Raw genomic sequence first — 1725 nt, 5'->3', positions numbered from 1 at the left:
GCCGTCCGCGTCCAGGGCCACCTCGACTCCCACCTCGGGGGTGAGGAGGGCCGCGTGCCGGACGGCGTTGGTCACCAGCTCCGAGACGATCAGCAGGGCGCCGTCCGAGCCGTCCGTCCGAGCCGTCCCCGCCGTCCGCGTCCGTGAGGTCGGGCGTGCCGTAGACGGCGGCGGACGAGGAGAAGACGAAGCGGCGCAGCCCGGCCGCCGCGACGGCCTCCAGCAGCACGGTCAGCCCGTGGACGTTCTCCCGGTAGTAGGACAGCGGCTCGGCCACCGACTCCCCCACCCGCTTCTTCGCCGCCAGGTGCACCACCCCGGTCACGCCGTGGCGCGCGAGCGCGCCGTCCAGCAGCGCGCGGTCCAGGACCGAGCCGCGCACCAGCGGAACGTCCGCCGGCAGCCGGTCGGGCGCTCCGGTGGACAGGTCGTCCAGCACCACCACGGGCTCGCCCGCCGCCCTCATGGCCTCGACGACGTGCGCCCCTATGTATCCGGCACCACCGGTGATCAACCAGGTCATGGCCGCAGCCTAACCGCTGCACGGCGAACGTCGATTGCCCGGCGTAGTCGAACGATCGCGTAGGGTCGTACGGGCCGCGGTGCGGGCGACTCGATATGAACTCCGGGTTTCCAGGTGTCAACGCCATTCTTGCCGTGTGGTGCTCATCAGATAATCTCTGCCGACGTGCAGCCGCGCAGACGGTTCTGCCCCAAGGAGTGAGTCAGCTGTCGACCGCCATCCTCACCGGCCCGCCCGTACCCGGGGCCACACTCGAACGCGACCTTCGCGCGCTGGGCTTCACCGTGCGCGTGACGGACGGGGCCGGGGGAGTGGCGGCGGCCGTCGCCGCGGTGCCGGCGGCCGAGCGCGTCGCCGTGGTCGACCCCCGCTTCGTCGGCCACACCCACAGCCTCAGACTCGGCCTCACCGACCCCCGGTTCCCGGCCGCGGCCATTCCGGGCGCGCTGACCGTACTCCCCGCGGCACGCGGCGCGTTGACGGCCGCCGTCGTGGCGGACTCCGCCGCGGACCCGGCGGCGCCGACGGCCGGTGACCGGCCGGGTTCCCCGGTCGGCGCCCGCCCCGGCGGCCGTTCCCTCGCGGCGCCCCCCGCCGCCGACTGCCTCCCCGACCGCCTCGCGGCCCGGCTCGAAGCGGGGGGAACGGCCATCCACCGCCCCGAGCTCGGCACCCTGGCCGCCGCCGTCCCCACCACCGAGGCGGCCCGCGCCGAGGCCGAGGCCGCGGTCGCGGCGGTCGACGACGAGGCGGTGCGCCTGCGTTCGTCCGTGAAGTCCCGCGACGGCTTCTTCACCACCCACTTCATCAGCCCCTACTCCCGCCATGTGGCCCGCTGGTGCGCCAGGCGCGGCCTCACGCCCAACCAGGTCACCACCGCCTCGCTGATCACCGCGCTGATCGCCGCCGGCTGCGCCGCCACCGGCACCAGGCCCGGCTTCGTCGCGGCGGGCGCGCTGCTGCTCGCCTCCTTCGTGCTCGACTGCGCCGACGGCCAACTCGCCCGCTACTCCCTGCGGTTCTCCACCCTCGGCGCCTGGCTCGACGCCACCTTCGACCGCGCCAAGGAGTACGCCTACTACGCCGGACTCGCGCTCGGCGCCGCCCGCGGCGGCGACGACGTCTGGGCCCTGGCCCTGGGCGCCATGATCCTCCAGACCGGCCGCCACATCGTGGACTTCGCCTTCAACGAGGCCCACCCG

The 1725-nt window shown here is 74.7% G+C and carries 2 protein-coding genes; one reads left to right on the top strand and one right to left on the bottom strand.

Translation table 11 applies throughout. The features are described 5' to 3' along the window. The coding region (locus ADY01_RS35405; RefSeq protein WP_159001644.1) for an NAD-dependent epimerase/dehydratase family protein at positions 1–523 on the bottom strand (523 nt) is incomplete at its 3' end. A gap of 206 nt (positions 524–729) precedes the next feature. On the opposite strand from ADY01_RS35405, the gene ADY01_RS35400 reads away from it, so the two are divergent. Beyond that, on the top strand, positions 730–1725 hold a 996-nt coding region (locus ADY01_RS35400; RefSeq protein WP_049580968.1), incomplete at its 3' end, for a CDP-alcohol phosphatidyltransferase family protein.

Origin of the sequence: Streptomyces sp. SBT349, assembly GCF_001083795.1 — a bacterium.
Lineage (GTDB): Bacteria > Actinomycetota > Actinomycetes > Streptomycetales > Streptomycetaceae > Streptomyces.
This window is presented reverse-complemented; position numbering and strand designations above follow the sequence as displayed.